Source organism: Galbibacter sp. (genome assembly GCF_035306585.1).
In the GTDB taxonomy this organism is placed as follows: domain Bacteria; phylum Bacteroidota; class Bacteroidia; order Flavobacteriales; family Flavobacteriaceae; genus Galbibacter.
Map to the genome: position 1 here is coordinate 33004 of NZ_DATGNU010000010.1, position 20131 is coordinate 53134.

Here is a 20131-nt window from a genome sequence, read left to right on the forward strand (position 1 = left end):
GATAATTAAGCTTTTTCGTTAAGTTTTTTTCTTCTTTTTTCTGCCCAAGCAATTGCATGTTTATCCAACTTAACAGTTAAATAACGCATTACACGCTCATCACGTCTAAATTCCAATTCGAATGGCTCAATTGCTTCTCCAGCAACTTTAAATTCAAAAAGGTGATAAAAACCACTTTTTTTGTTTTGGATAGGGTACGCCAATTTTTTAAGGCCCCAATCCTCTTTAGCTACAAACTCTGCCCCTTTTGAGGTTAAGAAATTCTCAAACTTCTTAACTGTTTCCTTTATCTGTGTATCAGATAAAACGGGATTTAAAATGAAAACAGTTTCATATTGATTCATAATATTGAATAAATTATTATTATTTTTAAGGCTGCAAAAGTAGAATTAATTATTATATTTACAAAGTGAAGCTTGAAGATTTCGATAAACTTAGGTGAAAAATACCCTTTTCGCCAACATATTTCCCCATTTTGCATCAATTCTTTGCTTCAGTGAGGTATTTTGATTAAAATTGTACACGTTAAAAACCAATCGATCACCTTTTTAGAATATGAAAATGAATTGTATCATAGTAGATGACTCAAGTATCCAGCGGATGTCTGTGGCTAGGTTGATCAAAAATCATCCGATGCTGAATTTGGTAGCTGAATACAGTAATGCCATTGAGGCAAAGAACGGTCTAAAGAAACAGGCTATAGATTTAATTTTCCTTGATATTGAGATGCCCGTGGTAAACGGCTTTGACCTTTTAGAAGCCCTTAGTGAACCACCACAAGTCATTCTCATCACAGGTAGCGCACAATATGCCTTAAAAGCATTTGACTACGATGTTACAGATTATCTGCACAAACCCATCACTCAGGAGCGCTTCGAGGCTTCCATTAAGAGAGCACAGGAAAATTTCAAGCTCAAAGTTGCCTCCAAAGAAGATGATGATCACATTTTCGTGAAAAGTAACCTAAAAAAGCGAAAAGTCTTTTTAAATCAAATAAATTGGGTAGAAGCCCTTGGAGATTACATCAAACTGGTCACTGAGGACGCCAATATTGTCATTCTATCTACCATGAAGGCATTTGAAAACGAACTTCCACCAGAGCGATTCTTACGAATTCACAAATCCTATATCGTAAACCTGGATAAGGTTCAAAAGTTCAACAGTAAGAATGTTGAAGTTAATGGTAAGCTAATCCCACTTAGCCGAAATAAGAAACAAGACCTATCTGAGGCCCTTAGCAATTCATAGTATACTGGCACATTACTGGGCGTCCACATTATAAACAATCCTTACGCTTCTATAAGCTGCTATGGCCTGAAAACTTTTATCTATTTTTAATATGGCGCGCTTACTTTTAGACAAAGACTGATGCCTTGGCAGCTTTATGATAATATGTTTGTGATACTCATTTCGAATTCGAGCAATTGCCGGGAAAACAGGACCTAAAATCTCCGTTCCACTGCCGTTAAAGACCGTTTTTAACGATTGTGCAAACCAATCACTGGACTCATTTACTTTACTAAACTCTCTGTGACGAAATACAATCTTTATGAGCCTGATAAAAGGGGGGTATTTAAATTGATATCGCTCATTAATTTGATCGGTATACATGCCTTTATAATCATTCATAGAGGCTTGCTGAAGAATCTGATGATACGGGTTATAGGTCTGAACAATCACCTTCCCCCTTTTTTGAGTACGCCCTGCCCTTCCAGAGACCTGTTGTATCAACTGAAAACTACGTTCATGGGCTCTAAAATCAGGAAAGTTCAACAAATTATCGGCATTCATCACCCCTACTAAACTCACCTTTCTAAAATCCAATCCCTTGGTGAGCATCTGCGTGCCCACCAAAATATCAATTTCCAATTGTTCAAAAGAGCGCAGTAGTTTTTCATAGCTATATTTTCCACGAGTTGTATCGGAGTCCATACGACCAACTTTTGCTTTAGGAAAGAGGTCTGCTAACTCATGGGCAATCTGCTCCGTACCAAACCCCTTGGTATCTAACTCACTACTACCACAGGCAATACAACTCTGTTGCATAGCCATAGCATGACCACAATAATGACAACGCAATTGATCCCGATAATGGTGATAGGTCAAACTCACATCACAATTTGGACACTGCGGCGAGTTCCCACATACCTGACATTCTAAAATTGGTGCATATCCCCTTCGATTTTGAAAAAGTATTACCTGCTCTCCCAGCTCTAAAGCATCCGATATAGCTTCGATCAATCGATCAGAGAAATGCCCTTTCATACGCTTTTTTCGATGCTTTTCTTTTATATCGGTTAATTCCATATCAGGCATTAAAACCCCAGCGTGTCGTCTATTAATCTCCACCAGCCCATATTTATCCCTTTGGGCATTATAATAAGATTCAACACTCGGTGTTGCCGTACCCAGGAGGACCTTGGCTTGATGTAATTTCCCGAGAACCACCGCTGCATCTCTAGCGTGGTAACGTGGGGCAGGATCAAATTGTTTAAAAGACTGTTCATGCTCCTCATCCACTACGATGAGCCCAAGATTACTAAAAGGCAATAATACAGCAGAACGCGCTCCGAGAACAATTTGAGCTTTGCTATCTGACTTTAAGATATGATTCCAAACCTCCACACGTTCATTGTTGGAATACTTGGAATGATAAACACTTACCTTTTCCCCAAAATACTGCTGAAGCCTTTTAATAAGCTGAGTGGTAAGTGCAATCTCAGGAAGCAAATAAAGTACCTGCTGGCCTTTCTCAATGGCCTGCTCAATTAATTTGACATAGACTTCAGTCTTTCCCGAAGAGGTCACCCCATGTAAAAGAACAACATCTTTTCTAAGAAACTGATCTTTAATCTGGGAAAGAGCCTTAGACTGGTATTCATTTAAGGTTTTACTCTCAAGAGTCTCCTTTCCATCGTACCGAACACGATCCGTTTGTAAATAATACACCTCCAATATTCCTTTATCGACAAGGGACTTTACCACTGCAGAAGAGACCTTACTTTCGGCCTCCAATTCTTTGATCGTAATAGGCTTTTGTGTTACAGCTTCCATGGAAAAGAGTTTAAGGATCACTTCACGCTGCTTTTTAGCCCTAGAGAGTGTTTGCATTAATTCACTTAGCGCTTCATCAGAGCCGTAATCCTGGTGCATTTTCACATACTTGATAAGTTTAGGCTTGTAGGTCTGATAAACCTCCTCCTTGAGATGAATAACCTTCTTATCTATCAAGGACTTTAAAATAGGAAGTACGTTTTTTCGATCAATGATATCACTGACTTCTTGTATCTTTAAAGAGGATTGAAATTGCAGCGCTTCATAAACCAAAGACTCTTGATCGCTAAAGAACTCCTCTCCTTGCCATTGAAATTTTTTATTTGGAAGAATAATGGTTTCACTCTCCAAAAGTAAGGCAGCTGGAATGGCCGCTCTAAACACCTCTCCCAGACTACACATATAATAGGAAGCAATCCACTCCCAAAATTGTATTTGACGCTCACAAACCACTGGAAAACGATCCAAGATCTGATCGATTTCTTTTGCCTTATAGGCCGTAGGGGCATTTTGATGAATCGCATACACTAAAGCAGTGTAAATTTTCGATTTCCCAAAGGGCACAGCCACGCGCATCCCCCTTTCCAAAAAGGCAGCCTCCCGCTCACTAACCTGATACACAAAAGTCTTGGTCAGCGGAATCGGTAATATGACATCGATAAAATGCATTTAATTGTATGGTATATTAAGAGAAAGTGATTACGGTCTTGCACCTGGTTTAAATATTAAGATGTTTATTCCACCCTTTTCCAATACTGTGTACGATATAAAAAGGCAATATAACCACGAACGTTTAAGATATTGGGATTATCCTCATCCACCCAAAGCTTACATTTGTATTGCTTACCATTCTCGGGATCTAGTATGGTCCCACCACTGTACTTATCCCCATCTTTTTCCATATCCTCAATGATAACCATCCCTTGAACTGGCTGCCCTCTTCTCTCGCCTTCACAGCGATCACAAACCACGTCCGTTCTATCTTTATTTAAAATTTCTTTGACTTTTCCGTAGATTCTCCCATCCTGCTTATAGATCTCAACAATAGATTTTTCAGCTCCTGTATCATCATCAATTGTTTTCCACAGACCAGTAACTGATTGTGCTTGTACCCCACCGATAAACAGAACTAGTATAAAATACAATAGTGCTTTCATAATTTTAGGTTTTTAATATATCTAATTTAAAGTTAGAAATTTCTACGCAAACTTCTTAATGATGCATTGAGCTCAAAACCAAGCAATACTATATTTGAATTCAACCAGATGTACAGCATAAGAATCAGTAAAGCACCAATGGAACCATACAACTCATTATACTTGGAAAAATTCTCAATGTAAATTCCAAAAAAATAAGTAGTCATAATAATAAGGATCGTGGACATGACAGCTCCTGGAGAAAAAAACTTTGTTTGTTTCCCTTCAGAGGTACCAAAATAATACAACATGGCTGTGGTGAAAAATATAATGACCACAAAAAAGAAAAAACGTCCGAGTTTCACCCCAAGCGTTTCACCCGAACCCACGGGCCCATTAGAGGCACTTGTCACCAAATCGGTCACGATATGTCCCACGTAAATTTCATAAACTACAAAACCAACCACAGAACTCAACAGTACTAGGGCCATTAACATAGCCACTCCCACAGCCACTAAATATTGCCGTACCATATTGCGCGTATTGACGGAGTGATAAGAATTTTCAAATCCTCCAAAAATGGCATTGATCCCATTGGCCATGGTGAAGATGGAGAGTAAAAATGCAGAAGATAATAACCCTCCTCGCTGATTTTTCCCAATATCTTCAATAATAGTATCGAAGAACCCTACTGTTTGTGGTGGAAGTAAACTCTCGATAAATACGATAAAATTTTCTTGAAACCCTTCCATGGGTACGTAGGGAATCAAGTTCAATATGAAAAGTAGAAAAGGAAAAAGCGCCAGGAAAAAACTGTAGGCAATAGCACTAGCCCTATCCGTAAGTGCTCCTTTGATAACGCCAATGAAGTACATTTCGGTCAAGTCATATATAGACAAACCTTCAAAGCCAGGCAGCCGAATTTTTTTCAGTAAACCTACTAAGTAGCCTACTATAGGAATTTTATCTAAGCGTTCTTCAATTTCTATGGACATACTAGAGGGCTTTTAGACTAAGGTCCAAATTCGATACGGAGTGGGTAAGGGCTCCAGAAGAAATATAATCAACTCCACATTCAGCATAGAGACGAATGGTTGATTCGTCTATCCCACCAGAGGACTCCGTTTGACATTGATCACCAATAAGAGCCACCGCTCTTTTACTCTCTTGGTAATTAAAATTATCTAATAAAATTCTATGAACCCCACCACAATCTAGGATCGTTTGTACTTCATTTAAGTCTCTAGCCTCAACGATAATTTTTAGATCCTTCTTCGTTGTTTTTAAATAATCCTTTGTCTTTTGAATAGCCTGGGGTATGCCCCCTGCAAAATCAATATGATTATCTTTCAACATGATCATATCATAAAGTGCGAACCGATGATTCTCTCCTCCTCCAATTTTAACAGCCCATTTCTCCAGTGCCCGTATCCCTGGGGTCGTTTTACGGGTATCCAGTATCTTTGTGCCTGTGCCCTCTAGCAGTTTTACATATTTGGCGGTTTTAGTAGCTATAGCACTCATACGTTGCATTGCATTAAGCACCAATCGCTCTGCTTTTAAAATTGACTGCGATGCCCCTTCCACATAAAAAGCAATATCTTCATGGTTGACCTTTGCCCCATCTTCTAGTAAAATCTCCATTTTTAAATCGGGATCCACATAGGTAAAAACCCTTTTTGCAAAGGCTACCCCTGCTAAAACACCAGTGTCCTTTACCAATAACTTTGCCTTCCCTTGTGCACTTGATGGTATACAAGCCAGAGAACTATGATCCCCATCCCCTACATCCTCTCGCACAGCATTGGCTATAATTAAATCCAATTCATTCTCAAATTGAAGTTTTGATATCATGGTACTAATTTTTTCGCTAAGTTAAAAAAATATTAGGGGGGAATGATCACAAATCACAAACACTTTACCCGTAAAATTAAAAGACTGAACATTATTTTTTCCCTTAAAGCTACTACTCTTACCGTGGATTTTAAAACAGATACCGCAGCAAAAAAAGGCAATTTTAAATAAGATCATTACAATATTTTACTAGGAGTTTCCTACATTTACCCCATGAATATTAAACTCATCGTAGTTGGGAAAACAGATGATTCACACCTTACTGAACTCATTGCACAATATACCAAACGTTTATCGCATTATGTGAATTTCAGTATAGAAATCATTCCAGACATCAAACAAACAAAGAACCTTTCAGAGTCTAAGCAAAAGACAAAGGAAGGCGCTCAAATATTATCCAAAGTCACCCCTGGGGATACTTTAATTCTCCTAGATGAAAAAGGTAAGCAATTTTCTTCAGTTGATTTTGCTGCCCAACTTCAAAAGCGAATGAATAGTAGCATCAAGCAACTGGTATATGTCATTGGAGGTCCATACGGATTTTCGGAAGAAGTTTACCAAAAATCACAAGGGAAGATCTCTTTATCCATGATGACTTTTTCCCATCAAATGATCCGATTGTTTTTTATAGAACAACTCTACAGAGGATTTACCATATTAAGAAATGAACCTTACCATCATCGCTAAAGGGTCAATAAAAGATAATTATGAAATTAGTATTTGCCACGCACAATCTCCATAAGTTAGCTGAAATAAAAGCCTTACTTCCTACTCATATTGAGCTTGTTAGCCTATCTGATATTGGTTGCGATGAACCCATCGAAGAATGGGGAGAAACCATTGAACAGAACGCTCTGATAAAAGCGAAATATATTTGGGATCACTACCAGCTAGATTGTTTTTCGGATGATACTGGTCTAGAGGTCCAGGCCTTAGATAATGCACCTGGTGTTTACTCGGCACGTTACGCTGGCCCAGAGAATAATGCCCAGAAAAATATAGCAAAGCTTTTAGAAGCACTTAAGGACAAAACCAATAGAAAGGCTCGTTTTAAAACAGTAATTGCCCTTATAATCGAAGGAAAAACCTATCAATTCGAAGGCATTGTAAATGGTAAAATCGCTGAAATACCCTCTGGAGAAGGTGGTTTTGGGTACGATCCTATTTTTGTTGCAGATGATCACAATCGCACTTTTGCAGCCCTAAGTAAAGAAGAAAAAAACAGTATTAGTCACAGAGGACGTGCCTTTGAAAAACTGGTTAACTTCCTAAAGTAATTTGCCTAAAATCATCCTTAAATCAAGCGACTTACAATCGACTTTTACACCTTCGTTACAGCTACCTAAACACAGTTAATTAATTACCAGATAATTACAAATTGATATCTACTGTAATTTATCGAAATATTTATAACTATAAATACCTAACAATCCAATAATTAAGTTTACCTTTGCCCCCTTATTTTAAATACATATATGAATAAATTTGAACAATTAGGACTGAACGAACAGCTATTAAAAGCCATTCACGATATGGGCTTTGAGTCGCCGTCTGAGGTACAGGAAAAAGCTATTCCGGTCCTATTAAGCCAAGAAACAGACATCGTGGCCTTGGCACAAACAGGAACGGGAAAAACGGCTGCTTTCGGCTTTCCTATGATTCAAAAGATCGACACAAAAAGCAAAACTACACAAGGGCTAATACTATCGCCCACACGCGAGCTTTGTTTACAAATCGCTCATGAATTAAAACAATATTCTAAATACTACCCTTGGTTAAATGTCACTGCCATCTATGGTGGTGCGAGTATTACAGAACAAGCAAGTCAGGTCAAAAGAGGATCGCAAATTGTGGTGGCTACCCCTGGACGAATGAAGGATATGATCAGCAGAAAAATGGTAGACATTTCTAAAATACAGTACTGTGTTTTAGACGAGGCTGACGAGATGTTGAACATGGGGTTCTATGAAGACATAAAAGATATTTTGTCCCATACACCCAAAGAAAAAAGCACTTGGTTATTTTCGGCTACTATGCCAAAGGAGGTTTCAAACATCGCTAAGAAGTTCATGAACCAACCATATGAAATTACGGTAGGTACGAAGAACTCCGCCTCTGAAAACGTACAACATGAGTACTACGTTGTTGGTGGAAGAGACCGTTACTTAGCCTTAAAGAGATTAGCGGACACAAACCCAGACATTTTTTCGGTAGTTTTCTGTAGAACCAAAAGAGATACCCAAAAGGTAGCTGAGAAACTTATAGAAGACGGTTACAACGCCGGGGCATTACACGGAGATTTAAGTCAAAATCAGCGTGATATGGTCATGAAATCTTTCCGTAACAAACAAATACAAATGTTAGTTGCAACAGATGTTGCGGCTCGTGGAATCGACGTGGATGACATCACCCATGTGATCAACTATCAGTTACCAGACGAAATTGAAACATACACACACAGAAGTGGTCGTACAGGTCGTGCTGGCAAGTCGGGAATTTCCATGGTAATCATTACCAAAAGTGAACTTCGCAAGATCAGTGCTATAGAACGTATTATCAAACAAAAGTTTGATGCTAAAAAGATTCCATCTGCAGATGAGATCTGTGAGATACAATTATATCACTTGGCTAGCAAGATTAAAAATACGGAGGTAAACAAAGAGGTTGAGGCCTATCTTCCAGCTATTGAAGATGTTTTAGAGGGTATTGACCGTGAGGAACTCATCAAAAAAATGGTTTCTGTTGAATTCGGACGTTTTGCGGAATATTATAAAAAAGCAGGGGATATCAATGTATCCAATAACGGACGCAGTGAGGACTTCTCCTCAGAAGGCAAAGTGCGTTATTTTATAAACGTTGGTTCAAGAGACGGATACGATTGGATGATATTAAAGGACTTCCTTAAGGAACAGTTAGGATTAGGAAAGGATGATGTCTTTAAGGTAGATGTTAAAGAGAGTTTCTCATTCTTCAACACCGATGCTACGCATACAGAAAACGTATTAGCGACATTTTCAGAATTTAAACTTGACGGTCGCTTTATTAATGTGGAAGTCTCTAAGAACGCTCATGAGAACAGAAATCGTAATGATCGTTCTGGCAAAAGGTCTCGAAAAGGAGGACGAGACTTCAACAAGGGTAAAGATCGAAACTTCAAATCTAAAAGTCATAGAGGGAAAGGAAAACCTAAAAAGAGGTTTTAGTTAATAATAAATTAAAAATGCGTCTTATAGGCGCATTTTTTGCTTTAGTTTGCTATTTTTAGCCCCACTATTTATTGCTAATTTTGTCTAAACCTAAAGAACAGAGAAACCAACTATTAAATACCACACTATGTTTAGGCGCAGGAATACTTTTTTAGTATGTTTGATTTGATGAAAAAATTTATATGTTTACTGATTCTCTTAACCAATGGTATCGGATTTTCACAAGATGACACCACCGGAGAGCTCCAAGGGGTCGTTTTTAACACCTCAGATGAATCTGTTATGGGGAATGTACACGTATTAAACCTCAATCAAGTCATAGGGACCATTACGGATGAAAATGGACAATTCAACATTAGCGCTCGTGTAAATGACACTTTATATTTATCGTATATCGGTTTTAAAGCTGTTAAGGTAAGAGTCTCCAATGACATGATAAAATATCAAAACACTAAGATAGGCTTGACAGAATTGGCGTTTGCTTTGGAAGAAGTAGTAGTACGCCCCTATCAACTCACTGGCTACCTGGACATCGATTCAAAAAATATTCCTATTAATCAATCTGCACGTTATAGTATTTCAGGATTGAGCATAGGTTATGAGGCCGGTAGCGGAAATCCAAATGCCTTTTCAAATATTTTAGGATCCATATTTAACCCTGCTGATTTTCTGCACAACCTCTTTGGCAAAAAACCAAAGCAAATGCGCAAATTGCGCAAGATGCAAGAAGATGATAAAATCCGCAGTTTACTGTCCTCAAAATTTGATCGTGAAACCCTGATGGCGCTCTTACAAGTAGATAAAGTAGATATCGAAGAAATTTTGAGAAACTGCAATTACTCAGACAGCTTTATCGAAACAGCTAATGATTTACAGATCCTCGATGCCATTAGCAATTGTTACGAAGAATACAAAGTATTAAACAGAAACAAATAAGCCCATCTACAAGGTCTTGTTTTCCTGGTTATAGCGTTTGATAATATCATCTATACTCCTAATGGATTTCATGGTCCAATTAAGGCGTTTGGCTTCGAACTCCTTTTTATTTAACTGCCAAGGAATTTCAGATTGATTTAATCGTCTTCGCAACTGGTAAAGGATAATTGCCGCAGACACGGAGATATTTAAACTCTCAGCAAAGCCCTCCATGGGAATGTGGATATAGCCATCAGCTTGTTCCATGATTACAGGAGATAGTCCAGATTTCTCAGTACCAAAGCATATCACAGACTTCTGACTAATATCAAATTCTTCTAAGGGGGTGCTCGATTGAACTGGTGTAGTGGCAATGATCCGATAGCCATCTGATTTAAGTTGGTCAATACATCGCCTTGCAGTATCAAAACGATGAACATCCACCCACTTCTCGGATCCCATGGCAATATTTTTGTCCAACCTTTTGCCAAATTGTTCCTCGATCACATAAAGCTGCTGAATACCAAAAACATCACAACTACGAAGTACCGCACTTGTATTGTGCAACTGGTATACATCCTCTATGCAAACCGCAATATGATTGGTACGCCTATGGAGCACCTGCTCAATACGCGCTCTTCGATCGCTGGTAATAAATCCATTTAAATAATCAATTAATGACATTGAAAAAGTAAGATTTAATCAGATTTGTTTACGTAATTAACTGCTTAGACAAGTAGACTACCCGATTTTTGCTTTGGCTACTACAGATGTTGAAAAAACTAAAATACAACAAATTATATCATTTTAAAAAGTAGGCAGTCTAGCTAGATTCCTTGTATTAGGATCCAAAGATTCCCGAAATGGTGAATTTGGTCTGAATATTGTGGCAAAATAAATACCATTAATAACTTTTAGTTAAAAGGTATTAACAAAAAACTATTCTTTCTATATTTGAAAGGTCACCTAAAAACAAAAGCATGTATTCAAGAGTATCCATTTTTATTATTGGATTTTTATGTACACTTCTCACACATGGCCAAGAACCAAAAACCTACACTTCCTCTGAAATTTATCAGGCAGTACAGAAACTTAATTTTTTAGGCACTGCACTTTATATAGCGGCTCATCCTGATGATGAAAACACCCAGCTAATCTCCTATTTATCCAATGGCGTTAAAGCACGCACCGCCTATTTATCCATTACAAGAGGTGATGGGGGACAAAACCTCATTGGACCAGAGCTTAGAGAACTTCTAGGGGTGCTGCGAACCGAGGAACTCTTGGCCGCTCGATCCATCGATGGTGGCAAACAATTTTTCACTCGTGCCAACGATTTTGGCTATTCAAAACATCCCGATGAAACCCTTCAGATTTGGAATAAAGAAGAGGTATTATCTGATGTGGTTTGGGTAATTAGAAATTTCAAACCAGATGTCATCATAAATCGATTTGATCATAGAAGCCCAGGATCTACCCATGGTCACCATACTTCATCCGCCATGTTAAGTATGGAAGCCTTTGATAAAGCTAATGATAAAAGTGCCTTTTCAGAACAGCTTAAACATACCGACTTATGGCAGCCAAAAAAGTTATTTTTCAACACCTCATGGTGGTTTTATGGTAGTGAAGAGGAGTTTCTAAAGGCCGACAAATCTAATATGATTTCGGTAGATGTAGGGACCTTCTACCCTAACTTAGGAAAAAGTAACAATGAAATTGCCTCTGTAGCTAGGAGCCAACATTTAAGTCAAGGATTCGGTACCCTTACCTCAAGAGGAACACATCGTGACTACCTCGAACTTTTAAAAGGTGAATTAGGTGGTGACCAAATTTTCGACGGCATCAATACCAGCTGGACTAGAATCAAAGCAGGCGAAGAAATTGCAAAAATTCTTTTACCCATTGAGAAGGATTTTAACTTCACCAATCCTTCGACGCATATTCCAGAACTTTTAAAAGCGTATAAGCTAATTGATGCTATAGAGGATAAGTACTGGCGAGCCGTCAAACTAGAACAAATCAGAAACGTTATAGCCGCATGCAGTGGATTATTTTTTGAAACCACTACCAATATTGCGCGGGCAGTACCAGGATCTAAAATTGAGATTCGGGCAAATATTCTCAACAGATCGCCATTTAACATGGAGGTATCTAAAATTAACATCCAACCTAGCAACACTGAAATTAGCTTAGAAAAAGTACTAAAGAACAATCAACTAGAAAACATTCCAATAGCTTATAAAATCCCAAACGACAGTGAATATTCCAATCCATATTGGCTCCAAAATCCAAGTACGCTAGGAATGTATAAGGCTCCCTTAAAACTTCGGGGTAAGGCGCAAAGTCCTGCAGCCATACCAGTGGTCTTAACGATCACGATCCAAGGTGTCCCAATTGATTTTAAGACCGCAGTGGTGTATAAATATGCGAAGCCAGAGGAAGGTGAATCATATCAACCCTTTGAAATCCTACCGAAGGTTACCGTTAAAGCTGCCAGTAAAGTAATGGTTTTCGCAAATCAAGAATCAAAACCCTTATCCTTAGCCATCACCGCTGCCACCAATGACATTCATGGTGTAGTGTCCTTAGATTCACCAAAGGGATGGAAAGTAACACCAAGAGAGCATAAGTTTCACATTCCTACTAAAGGAGCGGTAAAAAAAGTGACCTTTACCATTGATCCTCCTACGAAAGAAAGTAACGCGACGATCACACCCGTGGTGACCATTAACCATCAACGCTATTCAAAAGAATTAAACACCATCGATTACCAGCATATTCCAAGACAGAGCGTCTTGTTAGACCCGAGCGTTAAGGTAGTGCGCTCCAATATCGGAATAAAAGGTAGCCGCATTGCTTATATCCAGGGTGCTGGGGATGCTATACCAGAAAACTTAGAACAAATCGGGTATAAGGTCGATTTAATAGAGGCCAAAGAAATAACACCTAGTTTACTTAAAAACTACCATGCAGTAATTATCGGCATTAGAGCCTATAATATTAACAAGACACTACAATTCAAACAACACCTCTTATTTGATTTTGTAAAAAACGGAGGAAATTTAATTGTACAATACAATACTGTTAATCGACAAGGAAAAGGACCATCGAACTTAGCGCCTTTTCCTTTGGAGCTTTCTAGAGAGCGCGTAACGGATGAAAACGCCAAAGTAACATTCCTTGCCCCCAACCATCCTGTACTTAACAGTCCTAATAAAATTACAGCCAAAGATTTTCAGGGATGGGTCCAAGAAAGAGGATTGTACTTTGCCCACAAATGGGCTAATGAATTTGAACCCATATTAGCGATGAATGATACAGGAGAGAGTCCAAAAGAAGGTAGTCTTTTAGTGGCTGCATATGGAAAAGGTCACTATATTTATACAGGCCTGAGCTTCTTTAGAGAACTCCCTGCAGGGGTTAGTGGTGCATACAAGCTTCTGGCCAACATAATCTCCTTGGGAGAAGAAGAGAAAACGAACATCAACGCATTAAATAACTAATCATGCTAAAAAAATTTGAATGGAAGCGCGCTTATACCCTTGTACTGGTGTTAAATGCAATCTATATTTTTATTTTTTATTTCATAATGTTCTCTAACAAGTAGCCCTACTATGGAAATTATCGATTGGATTATTTTAGTAGGTACCTTACTCTTTATTGTAGTCTATGGCTATTGGAAAACCAAAGGTAGCCGAGATGTCAATGACTACATCCTTGGAGGAAAGGAGGCGAAATGGTGGACTGTTGGGCTATCAGTGATGGCCACGCAAGCCAGCGCTATCACCTTTTTATCCACCCCTGGACAAGCCTTCCACGATGGAATGGGATTTGTCCAATTCTATTTTGGACTCCCTTTGGCTATGATTATTATTTGTATGGTATTTATCCCCATTTACCATAAATTAAAAGTCTATACTGCCTATGAATTTTTGGAATCGCGATTTGATCTAAAAACTAGATCCTTAGGCGCTTTACTGTTTTTAATCCAGCGAGGGTTAGCCGCTGGGATCACTATATACGCTCCTTCCATTATACTTTCGGCGGTACTTGGCTGGAAAATTGAAACTCTTAATATTATCATTGGAATATTGGTAATCATTTACACGGTATCTGGAGGAACAAAGGCAGTAAGTGTGACGCAAAAGCAACAAATGTTTGTCATTATGGTTGGAATGTTCACGGCATTTTATCTAGTGATGAGCTATCTTCCAGATGACATTAACTTTGGCAAAGCTTTAAAGATTGCTGGGGCAAATGACAAGCTAAATATTCTAGATTTTTCGTTGGATTTCACCAGTCGTTATACCTTTTGGAGTGGAATTACTGGAGGGCTTTTTCTCGCCCTAGCCTATTTTGGGACCGATCAAAGTCAAGTACAGCGTTATTTAACAGGGAAATCTGTCAGAGAAAGTCAACTAGGCCTAATCTTTAACGGCCTATTAAAAGTACCAATGCAGTTCTTTATCCTTCTGGTTGGAGTTATGGTATTTGTTTTTTATCAGTACAACCACTCGCCACTGAATTTCAATCCTGCGGCGGTCCAAGCAGTTCAAAACTCGGAGTACGCTCAGCAGTACCAAACCATGGAAAAGGAGCACTTAATTTTAGAAAAGGAAAAGAAAATTGCACAGGAGCGATTCTCCGCCATGCTAGATATGAAGGACTATGCATTAATCATGTCGGCAAAAAATAGTATTCACGATATTAATATAGAAGAACGGCAAAACCGTGAACAGGCTAGAGCACTGATTCAACAAGTCGACAAAGACTTAGAGACCAACGATAAGGATTATGTGTTTATCCACTTTATATTAAACAACTTACCAACGGGTCTGATTGGACTTCTACTAGCGGTGATCTTCTCAGCCGCCATGTCCTCTACTTCATCCGAACTCAATGCTTTAGGAACCATTACCACTATGGATTTATTTAAACGGCAACAAAAGAAACAACACAATGAGCGCTATTATTTAAATGCGACTAAATGGTTTACACTTGCTTGGGGAATTATTGCCATTTGCTTTGCGAATTTCGCTACCCTACTAGATAATCTCATCCAACTGGTCAATATTATAGGGTCCATCTTTTACGGCAATGTATTAGGAATCTTCCTCATTGCTTTCTTTATCAAATTTATCCGTGGGAACGCCGTGTTTATCGCGGCTATTATCACCCAAATATTAGTGATTCTACTCTATTATTTCACGATATACCAATACGACACAGGAGAAGAGAAACTAGGCTACATGTGGCTCAATTTCATAGGTTGTGCCCTTGTTATCCTTTTAGCCCTGCTATTTGAAATTATAAATCGATCTGCCCATGTCATCAAAAAGTAAACACATAAAATGGGGCATCCTTGCCCCAGGACGCATTGCTAGAAAATTTGCGAGTGATCTCGCTACTCTTAAAGATGCCGAACTATACGCTGTGGCCTCAAGAAATATGGAGAACGCGATAGCTTTTAAAAACACCTACAACGCCAAGGTTGCCTACGGAAATTACATGGATCTAATGAATGACCCTAAGGTCGATGCCATCTATATTGCAACACCCCATGCATTTCATAAAATATACACCATTGATTGTCTTAGAAGAAAAAAGGCTGTACTTTGCGAGAAGCCTCTGGCCTTAAACAGTGCTGATGTGGATCAAATGATCCAAGTAGCACAACAAGAGAACGTTCTTCTTATGGAAGCCTTGTGGACTTGCTTTTTACCGCACTTTAAAAACGTGCTTTCCTTTATAGACTCTGGTGCCTATGGAACGGTACTTTCCATAGAAGCAGATTTTGGATTTTTACCTGAATTTAAAGCGGGCGGAAGACTATTCGACAAACAACTCGGTGGAGGAAGTTTATTGGATATTGGCATCTATCCCATCTTACTAGCTCTTAGCGTGCTAGGAGTCCCAGATCGTATCGAGGCCAACGCCCAATTCTTTGAAACAGGTGTGGACTCCGAATGTAAAATGAAGTTCCACTACCAACAAGGCAAATCAGCACAATTACGCTCTACCTTATTAGAGCAAACTCCTACACATGGTATCATACAATGTGAAAAAGGAAAAATCGTTATTCACCCTTCCTTCCACAAGCCGAGCAAGGTAAGTTTTATCGATCACATGGGTAAAGAAACCTTAAAAGACTTTGGGGTAGGCACTTTGGGGTATAATTTTGAAATTTCACACTTTAATGATCTACTCCGAAGAGGAAAAACCCAGAGCCCCATTGCATCATTTAAATTTAGTAAGGACCTGATGCAAACCATAGATAAGGTCAAAGAAATCATAGGTCTGAGTTACTTTGAATAATCCAAATAAACAGTATATTTGCGCCATGCTTTTAAGAAAAGGAAATAGCGTATTGGCATCAATACTTCTTATATGGATGCTTTTATACTTATCTGATCATGTTCCATCTACCTATCAGCTAAAGACTAGCGCTACTCTCAGTCAAACCATTCAAGAAAGCAATTTAAATTCTCGAATTAAAATCCAATTTCAATTCCAGGCGCTTACCAATATTTATCAGAAATTTGATATTAAAACGGAAACGCATAACCTTATAAGGCCATTTCAAGGGATTATAAGATTTACCACCCCACACTATAAGACGGTACTGCTCACCCAAAACAAGGAATTCGAATTAAGTAGTTTATGGGCGAGAAATAAAAACATTCTACATTTATTTCCCTTTCACGGCTTCTCTTAAGTCAGTAGGTTAGTTTGCTTAGACAAATCGACAGACATCACGTTGCGCTTTACGCCAACTATGGCATGCAGGCGATACTACATTATTTTATTACCATCTAGGCAACCCATGGGGCAAAGTAGTCCCTTGGACTTTGCAATTTTAAAACAATACCACAAAGTATATAGGAGCAGACCATCATGTATTGGCTTAAAAGTATACATCTTAATTTGATTAGTTTATCAGTACTCCTTGCTGTACAGTACTGCTGTACCAAGAGCGCTAATCCTATGGAAGGTTTCAAGAATTGGGATCCAGTTTCTTCTGTAGTAATCACTTCATCAAATCCCACACAACAACATGGAATAGAACCATTAACGCAACATTACAACTCTTGCCATCAGCTTGACAACAATCCCAACTCACCCTTTAAGTTAGTTATTAACGCTGATATCAAGCAAAATAACCGAGCAAGCAACAAGGTGAAGAAGATGAATTTTAATGGTCATCAAGGCACTAGAGGGATCATCGAATTACTTTTTCCTTTTCATGGTTTCACCTAATATAACTGATTCCACACAAGAATAATTAAAGCAAATTAAAAAATCAATTATATACGAAAATCATGAATTCAAATGCCACTTTAATTGGAATCTTATTACTACTGGTTTTTATCGTTCCAATTTTCTATGCCATCATAAAATCGAATGCTAAAAAACGAAAAAGTGAAGGTATAACCCAGAAGTTAATTAATCAACATCAACTTAGTCCCACTTACTCTTTCAACGATCTTGGAGAGCAGCAATTTATCCTGGATGCGAAGGCTAAGAAATTATTGCATTTTAAAATTGAAAAATCAAATGAACCAGCAGGAACGCTTTGGTCAATCGATGAGATAAAGGCTATAAATCCTCATTACAGCTATTATACCTCCCCATCGAATCAACGTATTATCGATAAGATAAACCTCGATGTCGTAGAGAAAAATGGCGATAAAAAGACCATTCAAATATATGATGAGACCACAGGCAATATAAATGAAGTGGATCATTATAAAGCCGCTTTAGAAAATTTAGTCAGCAAAGTCAATTCTTTGCGACACTAGAGAAATGTTTTGTTCATGGTTGAAAAGCATCCTGATGAAAGATCGTTGTATTTCTTTGATCAAGGGTGCTTTTCTTATCCCATAAATAATGGTTTAAACTTAGCTTTCTCACTTATAAATATCCATATTAATATGGCTAGCAAAACAAGTACAAGGGGTAACCCAGAGGGTGCGACCAAGGCGTTGGTAAGTATAATACCTATAAAAACTGGAAGAATGATAAGTGCTCCAAGGGCCCGTGTCTTAGGAAAGATAATTAATAATCCTCCCAGAATTTCTGCACCCCCCACCAGTGGAGTAAGCCAAACGATCTCGGCCATAGCCGTCATGTCCTTAACCAGTTCAGCGGGCAAATCCTCAGGAGTTGGCATATAATTATAAAACTTGCTTAATCCTGCATTGACAAACATGAGTCCAAACAAGGCGGACACTACCATGAGTACTTTTTTAATCATAGACACCTATATTTTAAAATAGACAATCAAATTCTTTCAAAGCAAGAGCACATATCTAACAGATAATACACTAGCCAATGCCCAGAAAAAACATCTAAATTTACTTTTTTCTTGTCACGCCCACAGGGGTATAAAACGACAAACTAAAGTGCCAAATCCGTCATCTTTTAAAAAAAATGATTTTTGAAGTACAATGGTCATTATTCTTTGAGATGATTTTTAAGATCAGTTGTTGTAGCGCAACCACATTGTTCCATGACTTGTTGAAGTTGTACCTTTAAGAGTGATATTGTATGATCTCCACCCTTTTCACCTAGCGCGGCTACTCCATACATAAAACTACGTCCCAGAAATGTAAATTCTGCTCCACTAGCCAAGCACCTGGCAATATCTGGCCCCTCTCGCAGTCCGCTATCCATCATCACTTTAATTTGATCACCATATTGTTGAACAATACGCTTCATGGGCATCAATGTAGACTCCCCGGCGTCTAATTGCCTTCCACCATGGTTGGATACAATAAGACCATCCAACCCTAAAGAAATAGCACCCTCAGCATCTCTTTCATTGGCTACCCCTTTTAACACCAGCTTTCCTTTCCATTTATCGCGTATGGGTTTAATACGCTCTTGTGTCAATCGCCCTGAGAAGGTATCATCCATAAATTTACCTAGTTGCGCCAAATCTAAATTCTTAGGCATATAAGGTCTTAAAGTTTCAAAATTGGGTTGGCCATACTTTAAGGTCCTTAACGCCCACTCGGGTCGCTTGAGAATTTGAATTATATTATTTAAAGACATCTTCGGGGGCATAGCTAAGCCATTTCGGATATCTCGAGGACGAAATCCGAAAGTAGGAACATCACAAAGTATCACCAGCACACGATAACCAGCTGCCCAAGCACGATCCAAAATATCCAGGCGTACTTGCTCATCTGCTGGGTAATACAACTGAAACCACGCCTTTCCTTGCGTTATTTCTCCAATTTTTTCAATGCTACTAGTAGTTACCGTACTAAGTATAAAAGGAATGTTATGTTCAAAAGCCGACTGCGCAAGAATCTCGGGTGCGTTAGGCCACATCAATCCTTGTAAACCTACCGGAGCAACACCAAATGGAGCATCGTAGATATGCCCAAACAGTTCGGTTTTCATATCGGAACCCAGGTGTTGATCTAAATAAGATGGTATCAACTCAACATCCCTAATTTCCTTGGTGTTCTTAATTAAATTAACATCATTATTACACCCACCATCCAAATATTCAAAAGCAAATTTTGGAATTTTTTTTATCGCGCGATCCCTAAGGTCATCGACACTTGGATAACGCCCATCGAATTTAATTTCTTTCATTTCCATTGTACGCCTAGGGCAATTGAAATATTGTATTCATCAGAAGCCATTTCTCCCCTTTATGAGCAAAAGGTAATGCCTGCTGATATTCCCACATAAGTTCTTCCCATCGTTGAACCTCAGGATGGGTCGGATCACCAATCGGGTCCGTTTCAATTGAAAAATCATCATCCACTTTGACAATCATAAATAATCTATTAGCTAACTGGTAAATCCTCATATCTCTGACCCCTGATTCCTTTATTTTTTCAATAACAATCGGCCAAACATTTTTATGATGAACAATGTAAGAAACGATCTTCTCCGGATCATTTTGTAGGTCTAAAGCAAATGCATATTCTTTCATTTTTTAGCGAT

The 20131-nt window shown here is 38.5% G+C and carries 20 protein-coding genes; 11 read left to right on the top strand and 9 right to left on the bottom strand.

The features are described from left to right. Window positions 1–5: 5 nt before the first annotated feature. Window positions 6–344: a 30S ribosomal protein S6 gene (rpsF, locus tag VKY50_RS01410; RefSeq protein WP_008991038.1), complete on the bottom strand. Its 339-nt coding sequence runs from the start codon at window positions 342–344 to the stop codon at window positions 6–8. Window positions 345–555: 211 nt separating this feature from the next. On the opposite strand from rpsF, the gene VKY50_RS01415 reads away from it, so the two are divergent. Continuing rightward, window positions 556–1248, top strand: coding sequence for a LytR/AlgR family response regulator transcription factor (locus tag VKY50_RS01415; RefSeq protein WP_324298094.1), 693 nt, complete (start codon window positions 556–558; stop codon window positions 1246–1248). A gap of 12 nt (window positions 1249–1260) precedes the next feature. Here the strand turns inward: VKY50_RS01415 and priA are convergent, their stop codons facing one another. The 4 genes from priA to nadC all read right to left on the bottom strand — a co-directional run bounded on the left by priA (window position 1261) and on the right by nadC (window position 6044). Beyond that, entirely contained in the window at window positions 1261–3723 is a 2463-nt protein-coding gene (gene priA, locus VKY50_RS01420) for a replication restart helicase PriA (RefSeq protein WP_324298096.1), read from the bottom strand. A gap of 65 nt (window positions 3724–3788) precedes the next feature. Beyond that, the gene (locus VKY50_RS01425) at window positions 3789–4211 is read right to left on the bottom strand and encodes a DUF2147 domain-containing protein (protein ID WP_324298098.1); all 423 of its coding nucleotides are present in this window, start codon (window positions 4209–4211) and stop codon (window positions 3789–3791) included. A 32-nt stretch (window positions 4212–4243) separates the two neighbouring features. Next, entirely contained in the window at window positions 4244–5185 is a 942-nt protein-coding gene (locus VKY50_RS01430) for a YihY/virulence factor BrkB family protein (protein WP_324298100.1), read from the bottom strand. Between the two features lies 1 nt (window position 5186). After that, window positions 5187–6044 (bottom strand): carboxylating nicotinate-nucleotide diphosphorylase, encoded by an 858-nt coding sequence (gene nadC, locus VKY50_RS01435; RefSeq protein WP_324298102.1) that lies wholly within the window; start codon window positions 6042–6044, stop codon window positions 5187–5189. A 213-nt stretch (window positions 6045–6257) separates the two neighbouring features. On the opposite strand from nadC, the gene rlmH reads away from it, so the two are divergent. The 4 genes from rlmH (at window position 6258) to VKY50_RS01455 (ending at window position 10186) form a co-directional block, all read left to right on the top strand. Next, the gene (gene rlmH / locus VKY50_RS01440; RefSeq protein WP_324298104.1) at window positions 6258–6731 is read left to right on the top strand and encodes a 23S rRNA (pseudouridine(1915)-N(3))-methyltransferase RlmH; all 474 of its coding nucleotides are present in this window, start codon (window positions 6258–6260) and stop codon (window positions 6729–6731) included. A 20-nt stretch (window positions 6732–6751) separates the two neighbouring features. Beyond that, window positions 6752–7321, top strand: a complete 570-nt coding sequence (locus VKY50_RS01445; protein WP_324298106.1) for a non-canonical purine NTP diphosphatase — start codon at window positions 6752–6754, stop codon at window positions 7319–7321. Between the two features lie 198 nt (window positions 7322–7519). Continuing rightward, complete coding sequence (locus VKY50_RS01450) at window positions 7520–9247, top strand: DEAD/DEAH box helicase (RefSeq protein WP_324298108.1); 1728 nt, start codon at window positions 7520–7522, stop codon at window positions 9245–9247. Window positions 9248–9418: 171 nt separating this feature from the next. Further along, window positions 9419–10186, top strand: a complete 768-nt coding sequence (locus VKY50_RS01455) for a carboxypeptidase-like regulatory domain-containing protein (protein ID WP_324298110.1) — start codon at window positions 9419–9421, stop codon at window positions 10184–10186. A 6-nt stretch (window positions 10187–10192) separates the two neighbouring features. Here VKY50_RS01455 and VKY50_RS01460 read toward each other — a convergent pair whose 3' ends face one another. Then, a complete protein-coding gene (locus VKY50_RS01460) occupies window positions 10193–10849 on the bottom strand; it encodes a TrmH family RNA methyltransferase (protein WP_324298112.1) in 657 nt (218 codons plus the stop codon). A gap of 296 nt (window positions 10850–11145) precedes the next feature. Between VKY50_RS01460 and VKY50_RS01465 the strand changes: the two genes are divergently transcribed. From VKY50_RS01465 to VKY50_RS01490, 6 genes are all read left to right on the top strand, one after another. Then, window positions 11146–13671: a PIG-L family deacetylase gene (locus VKY50_RS01465; RefSeq protein WP_324298114.1), complete on the top strand. Its 2526-nt coding sequence runs from the start codon at window positions 11146–11148 to the stop codon at window positions 13669–13671. 111 nt (window positions 13672–13782) lie between these two features. Next, entirely contained in the window at window positions 13783–15510 is a 1728-nt protein-coding gene (locus tag VKY50_RS01470) for a sodium:solute symporter family protein (protein ID WP_324298116.1), read from the top strand. Further along, entirely contained in the window at window positions 15494–16483 is a 990-nt protein-coding gene (locus VKY50_RS01475) for a Gfo/Idh/MocA family protein (RefSeq protein WP_324298117.1), read from the top strand. The genes VKY50_RS01470 and VKY50_RS01475 overlap by 17 nt, the downstream gene beginning before the upstream one ends. Before the next feature lie 25 nt (window positions 16484–16508). Continuing rightward, entirely contained in the window at window positions 16509–16883 is a 375-nt protein-coding gene (locus tag VKY50_RS01480) for a hypothetical protein (protein ID WP_324298119.1), read from the top strand. 209 nt (window positions 16884–17092) lie between these two features. After that, a complete protein-coding gene (locus VKY50_RS01485; protein ID WP_324298121.1) occupies window positions 17093–17425 on the top strand; it encodes a hypothetical protein in 333 nt (110 codons plus the stop codon). A gap of 62 nt (window positions 17426–17487) precedes the next feature. Continuing rightward, entirely contained in the window at window positions 17488–17967 is a 480-nt protein-coding gene (locus VKY50_RS01490; RefSeq protein ID WP_324298123.1) for a hypothetical protein, read from the top strand. Window positions 17968–18041: 74 nt separating this feature from the next. Here VKY50_RS01490 and VKY50_RS01495 read toward each other — a convergent pair whose 3' ends face one another. The 3 genes from VKY50_RS01495 to VKY50_RS01505 all read right to left on the bottom strand — a co-directional run bounded on the left by VKY50_RS01495 (window position 18042) and on the right by VKY50_RS01505 (window position 20120). Next, on the bottom strand, window positions 18042–18422 hold the full coding sequence (locus VKY50_RS01495; protein WP_324298125.1) for a MauE/DoxX family redox-associated membrane protein: 381 nt from the start codon (window positions 18420–18422) through the stop codon (window positions 18042–18044). A gap of 200 nt (window positions 18423–18622) precedes the next feature. After that, on the bottom strand, window positions 18623–19774 hold the full coding sequence (locus tag VKY50_RS01500) for an alpha-hydroxy acid oxidase (RefSeq protein ID WP_324298127.1): 1152 nt from the start codon (window positions 19772–19774) through the stop codon (window positions 18623–18625). A 13-nt stretch (window positions 19775–19787) separates the two neighbouring features. Further along, complete coding sequence (locus VKY50_RS01505) at window positions 19788–20120, bottom strand: L-rhamnose mutarotase (protein ID WP_324298129.1); 333 nt, start codon at window positions 20118–20120, stop codon at window positions 19788–19790. Between the last annotated feature and the right edge of the window lie 11 nt (window positions 20121–20131).

What these genes read in the sequence shown, in the direction of transcription:
- VKY50_RS01430 (WP_324298100.1), bottom strand. Translation starts at nt 5,185, where the DNA reads ATGTCCATAGAAATTGAAGAACGCTTAGATAAAATTCCTATAGTAGGC.
- VKY50_RS01495 (WP_324298125.1), bottom strand. Translation starts at nt 18,422, where the DNA reads ATGATTAAAAAAGTACTCATGGTAGTGTCCGCCTTGTTTGGACTCATG.
- VKY50_RS01500 (WP_324298127.1), bottom strand. Translation starts at nt 19,774, where the DNA reads ATGAAAGAAATTAAATTCGATGGGCGTTATCCAAGTGTCGATGACCTT.
- VKY50_RS01415 (WP_324298094.1), top strand. Translation starts at nt 556, where the DNA reads ATGAAAATGAATTGTATCATAGTAGATGACTCAAGTATCCAGCGGATG.
- VKY50_RS01425 (WP_324298098.1), bottom strand. Translation starts at nt 4,211, where the DNA reads ATGAAAGCACTATTGTATTTTATACTAGTTCTGTTTATCGGTGGGGTA.
- VKY50_RS01460 (WP_324298112.1), bottom strand. Translation starts at nt 10,849, where the DNA reads ATGTCATTAATTGATTATTTAAATGGATTTATTACCAGCGATCGAAGA.
- rpsF (WP_008991038.1), bottom strand. Translation starts at nt 344, where the DNA reads ATGAATCAATATGAAACTGTTTTCATTTTAAATCCCGTTTTATCTGAT.
- rlmH (WP_324298104.1), top strand. Translation starts at nt 6,258, where the DNA reads ATGAATATTAAACTCATCGTAGTTGGGAAAACAGATGATTCACACCTT.
- nadC (WP_324298102.1), bottom strand. Translation starts at nt 6,044, where the DNA reads ATGATATCAAAACTTCAATTTGAGAATGAATTGGATTTAATTATAGCC.
- VKY50_RS01475 (WP_324298117.1), top strand. Translation starts at nt 15,494, where the DNA reads ATGTCATCAAAAAGTAAACACATAAAATGGGGCATCCTTGCCCCAGGA.
- priA (WP_324298096.1), bottom strand. Translation starts at nt 3,723, where the DNA reads ATGCATTTTATCGATGTCATATTACCGATTCCGCTGACCAAGACTTTT.
- VKY50_RS01450 (WP_324298108.1), top strand. Translation starts at nt 7,520, where the DNA reads ATGAATAAATTTGAACAATTAGGACTGAACGAACAGCTATTAAAAGCC.
- VKY50_RS01470 (WP_324298116.1), top strand. Translation starts at nt 13,783, where the DNA reads ATGGAAATTATCGATTGGATTATTTTAGTAGGTACCTTACTCTTTATT.
- VKY50_RS01480 (WP_324298119.1), top strand. Translation starts at nt 16,509, where the DNA reads ATGCTTTTAAGAAAAGGAAATAGCGTATTGGCATCAATACTTCTTATA.
- VKY50_RS01445 (WP_324298106.1), top strand. Translation starts at nt 6,752, where the DNA reads ATGAAATTAGTATTTGCCACGCACAATCTCCATAAGTTAGCTGAAATA.
- VKY50_RS01490 (WP_324298123.1), top strand. Translation starts at nt 17,488, where the DNA reads ATGAATTCAAATGCCACTTTAATTGGAATCTTATTACTACTGGTTTTT.
- VKY50_RS01465 (WP_324298114.1), top strand. Translation starts at nt 11,146, where the DNA reads ATGTATTCAAGAGTATCCATTTTTATTATTGGATTTTTATGTACACTT.
- VKY50_RS01455 (WP_324298110.1), top strand. Translation starts at nt 9,419, where the DNA reads ATGAAAAAATTTATATGTTTACTGATTCTCTTAACCAATGGTATCGGA.
- VKY50_RS01505 (WP_324298129.1), bottom strand. Translation starts at nt 20,120, where the DNA reads ATGAAAGAATATGCATTTGCTTTAGACCTACAAAATGATCCGGAGAAG.